This is a genomic window from Bacillus sp. JJ1474, from assembly GCF_036965225.1.
Taxonomy (GTDB): domain Bacteria; phylum Bacillota; class Bacilli; order Bacillales; family Cytobacillaceae; genus Cytobacillus.
In genome coordinates this window covers 1-4,654 of record NZ_JBALPC010000059.1, presented here as the reverse complement: position 1 = coordinate 4,654, position 4,654 = coordinate 1, and the positions used below count along the sequence as shown (strand labels likewise).

Genomic DNA, 4,654 nt, shown 5'->3' with positions numbered 1-4,654 from the left:
CGAATTCTGAAAATTTAAATCATTAAGGGCTTTATATTGGTTCTTATTGGTTCCTTTTGGTACAATAAAAGAACCAGATTCACGTAAAAGGAGGCCGCTACTATCAAACAATCACTTACGTTAATTGCAGGCAGCAGGCAGACAAAACAAGTTTTGCATGAACAGCTGCAACAGTTATTGGGAGATTACGTCCAAATTGAGATTTACTCCACTGATGAAGGGCTACCCACCCAACTGACCGATGATTTCTTTTTATTCTCATCAGAGGTGACAAAGCTAGAATCGCAAGAGGTGTGTCAGATTACCGGCAAAGAAATGATGGTCGGAAAGCGGACAATTCATCACCGATTCATCGACCAGCTATTAAAAATACCAGTACATTCTGATGTTCTAGTTGTCAATGATGACGATTCAGCAACGATTGAAGTGATAGAATCGCTTTATCAGCTGGGTATTGATCATTTACGGTTCATCCCATACAAGAAGGACCAAATTTTTTATAAAAATATCGATATCGCCATATCTCCCGGAGAAACCCATCTTTGTCCGCCCTCTATTAATAATGTCATTGATATTGGAGTTCGGCTGTTTGATATGGCCACGATTTTAAAAGTAGTAGAATACTTTTGTTTAGGGGAAAAAATCTCATCATTGATTTCAGAAAGATATATTCGTAACATAATTGATTTACAACGAGAGCTATCATTCGCGGAACAAAATGCAAAACAAATGAAGCAGCATATTCAAAACGTGGTTAACACTGTCGATGACGGCATTATTGCGATTAATAAACAGCATCGGGTTACTGTTTTTAATCGGCGCTTAGGGGCCTTGTTTCATCTTCCTGTTGATGACGCCATCAATAAGCAATTGGAGGAAGTGATCATCCAACAAGATCTTATCGACTTTATCTTACATAGTAATGAAGAAAGTAAATTTTTTACGATTTACGGTGTGGATCTTGTCATTTTCCGTCATCAAATGGAAACGGAAAATACAATCGTGGCGACTTTTAAAAGTATTCATCAAGCGTTTGAGGTTGAAAAAATGGCGCAGAGGGAATTGAAAAACAAAGGATTTTATGCAAAATACCACTTTGATGATATCGTTGGCGACCACCCGCTCCTCAAAGAAACGAAACAAATCGCCAAAAAGCTGGCCCTCTCCGAGCATCCGGTTTTAATTCAAGGGGAAACAGGGACGGGAAAAGAATTATTCGCCCACTCGATCCATCTTCATTCCATGCGAAAAAACGGACCATTTATCGCCATCAATTGCAGTGCTTTAACCGAAAATCTACTTGAAAGCGAATTGTTTGGCTACGAGGAAGGAGCTTTTACTGGTGCGCAAAAAGGTGGGAAAAAGGGGTTGTTCGAATTAGCGGATAATGGAACAATTTTTTTGGATGAAGTAGGCGATATTAGTCTCGCAGTTCAATCTCATTTATTACGGGTCCTTCAGGAGAAAGAATTGCGGCGAATCGGCGGGAGGAAAGTCATTCCTATAAATGTCCGGGTCATCGCGGCCACAAATAAGGATATTCAACTAAAATTGGAAGAAGGCTCATTTCGTTCTGATTTATTTTACCGCTTGAACGTTCTTACGCTTTCTGTTCCACCGCTTCGAGATCGAAAAACGGATATCCCGTTATTGGTCAAACATTTTATTACGAAAAGCGGAAAATGGGTCAAGGTTGAAGAAAATCTCCCAGAACAGCTGCAAAAACACGAATGGTTAGGTAATATCCGTGAATTAAAAAGCACGATTGACTACATGCTCACCATCTGTGATGGAAATAAGATTGAACTGAAAGATATTCCTTACAACCGCATTCAAAAAAATAGGAAGCAAGAGATAGTAACGAGCTATCCAATTCCTAACAATTTAATGGAAATATATGAATATAAGTTTATCCTCGAAACGATTAAACATTGTAATGATAATGGTAATCCGGCAAGCCGACAGCATATTTCAATGGTTAGCGAGGAAACCGGTTCTTTTTTATCGCCGCAGCAAGTTCGCAGACGATTGGATTACCTCGAAACAAAAGGCTTCATTACGAAAGGCCGGGGAAGATCCGGGACAAAAATTACCACTAACGGGGTAGAGTATTTACAACAGCTGGAATTACATGCAACATAACAACAGCCGATAAACTTAAGTTTTCTTTATATTAACCGACACTGAAAAAGCGGTTGAGGCGACAAGGGGGATTTTGTCACTTCAACCGGTTTTAGTTTAATTGGGAGGTACCCTCCATATGAAGTGCTCGGTAATAAAATTTTACGTTGGGGGTCAGACGGCATTTTTTATGGCGGCAATCCTTTCTTCCCACAATACCCTTCAATAAAACCGACTAAATCCCTATCCTCGATTAGTCAGAATAATCCGATAATACCATTTCGTTTAAATACTCTTCCAACTATACTAGTAATGTAATTGAAAAAAATGATAGTTTGGGAGGTAATGTGTTGAAAAAATTATGGATGTCTTTTGTCGTAGTAATGTTCTTTGTGTCAGCTCTGTTAACATCTCAAGCAAATGCAGCTGACACCGTTCCTGGAGGTCCATCAACAAATGGAAACACGAGTATGGACAGTATGATTACATACGATGACATGATTAAAGAACTGAAGAAAATCGAACACACGAGTAAAGGGAAAGTAGAAGTATTCACGTTAGATGAATACGGAAAGAGTGAGCAGAACCGAAGCTTCTACGTAGCTAAAGTGGGTACAGGCCCAATTAAAATTTGGGTACAAGCTCAAATTCACGGAGATGAAAAATTAACAACGGATGCCGTATTAGAATTATTGAAAACTTTTGGTAGTAGCGGATCCAAAGATATTGAAAAGATCTTAAAAGAAACAACTATTTATGCAATCCCTATGTATAATCCGGATGGAAGCATCATGAACACACGAACAACTGCACTTCATGATGAAAATGGACAACCTAAAGTAGACAACAGAGGTCGTACCATGACGATTGATTTAAATCGTGATTGGGCAGCAAACGGGTTTCAAGCAAAAGAATCACTTGTTTTCTACAAATACTGGGCAGATGTAAAGCCAGATTTCGCTGTGGATCTTCACCATCAAGGATTTAAAACAGTTTACGGAACAAATGAATCAACATCCATGTCTCTTGGAGTTTCATTAGCACCAAATGGACCGACTTTACCAGGTATTAAAGACGGCTTATACAATGACCTTACACGCCAAATGAACGTCTATGTATACGATGCATTAAAAGATTACGGGTATATGCATATTGATCGTTACCAAACCGGCAGTGGTGATAAGAGATACGAGATTGACATCAAAGGCGGAGTTGTTTCCGCTATGATGATGGGCCTAAACTACAACAATATCAATCCAACTAATCACAGCAACCCAGCCATCTTCTTTGAAACGAAAGGAAATACAAGAGATGGAAATCTAGGCCAAAAATCAAACGGGTATTTAATCAAACAAAATTATCTTGGATTAAAAGCCTTACTTTACGGCTTAGCCACAGGTGAAGTACAAAAGGTTAATCCAAACCGTTGGGAACAAGAGATTCCTGCTTACCCGTTAGCTGGATATCAAACAGATTCTGGTATTGTTCCGGTGAGTTATTAAAAAAATGACAAAGCCCCATAGGGAGTAATCCTGTATGGGGCTTTGTTGTTTATTTTAGTTTCTTTAGTTATAAACAGAAATGTATCAAAAAAGGAAATCCTCCTCTAATACTCTCGTATAGTTTATAGAAATCACTTCCAAAGGGGGATTCGTAAGAAATAAAGTGGTTGCAAAAGATGCTAAATTTCATTAAGCCACGCGTCATGATAGAAATGAATAATTAGTGCCTGTCCCCCAGCAAAGTAATGCTTTAATACACCGAGGGTCAGGTGCCTTTTTAAGGTTTGAGTATGGGTGAGTATATTGAATTTTAATCTTTATATTTCCTCATTGCTTTCTTCGCTTCTTTTAAGTCTATTTTAGCGTTATATCCATGCTTTTGAAGAAAGTGTAATAAGTTATTTCCATTTAGTAACGTGATAGGCTTATCTTTAGAAAAATTGTATGTATCGGGTCCGTTATCAGCAGTGGTGACTAATATTCCTTTTGTTGTACCCTCATTCATAACTGTACCATATAAGTCCCTTACTGCCGAAACCCCTACAACATTTGTATATCTTTTTGCTTGAATGACGATCTTGCCACCACCAATCGGGTCAGGGGCATATGCCACTGCATCTACACCCCATCTCTACTTGCTTGAATAATTTTTACTTCTCCACCTGTCTGATTAAACTCTTTTTCAAATAATTCTCTTATTAAGTGTTCGAAGTCTTCCCAATCCATTGCTGCTAGATTAACAGTTTCATCTAATGAATCAACAACATTATATGAAGCTGTAAATCTAGAATCTTCTTGATTAATTTGGATTCTCGGGGCTATCGGGAGCCCATTCATTATACACCTAATGCCTTTATTTACCGTAAATTTTAGTTATTGAAAATAATAGCTTTAGATAAGGTACCAGACCCCTACTACGATAATGCTTAAAACCCAGGGGACATGCACCATTTTTGCAGGTTGCACTAAAATTCACAAATACGAAAATGAAATCTAATCGTACAATTTTATCAATTATAGTTATTAAATGG

At 38.1% G+C, this 4,654-nt stretch carries 4 protein-coding genes; 2 read left to right on the top strand and 2 right to left on the bottom strand.

What is annotated here, in order from left to right; translation table 11 throughout:
- Nucleotides 1–102 precede the first annotated feature (102 nt).
- Both V7164_RS09350 and V7164_RS09345 read left to right on the top strand, forming a co-directional pair.
- On the top strand, nucleotides 103–2,142 hold the full coding sequence (locus V7164_RS09350) for a sigma-54 interaction domain-containing protein (protein WP_335353980.1): 2,040 nt from the start codon (nucleotides 103–105) through the stop codon (nucleotides 2,140–2,142).
- 329 nt (nucleotides 2,143–2,471) lie between these two features.
- Nucleotides 2,472–3,623: a M14 family zinc carboxypeptidase gene (locus tag V7164_RS09345; protein ID WP_335353973.1), complete on the top strand. Its 1,152-nt coding sequence runs from the start codon at nucleotides 2,472–2,474 to the stop codon at nucleotides 3,621–3,623.
- Between the two features lie 310 nt (nucleotides 3,624–3,933).
- On the opposite strand, the gene V7164_RS09340 is transcribed toward V7164_RS09345, so the two are convergent.
- Nucleotides 3,934–4,236: a restriction endonuclease gene (locus V7164_RS09340; RefSeq protein ID WP_335353972.1), complete on the bottom strand. Its 303-nt coding sequence runs from the start codon at nucleotides 4,234–4,236 to the stop codon at nucleotides 3,934–3,936.
- Nucleotides 4,237–4,241: 5 nt separating this feature from the next.
- Nucleotides 4,242–4,460 carry a hypothetical protein gene (locus V7164_RS09335; protein WP_335353971.1) on the bottom strand — a complete coding sequence of 73 codons (219 nt, stop codon included), beginning with the start codon at nucleotides 4,458–4,460 and terminating at the stop codon, nucleotides 4,242–4,244.
- Nucleotides 4,461–4,654: the final 194 nt, after the last annotated feature.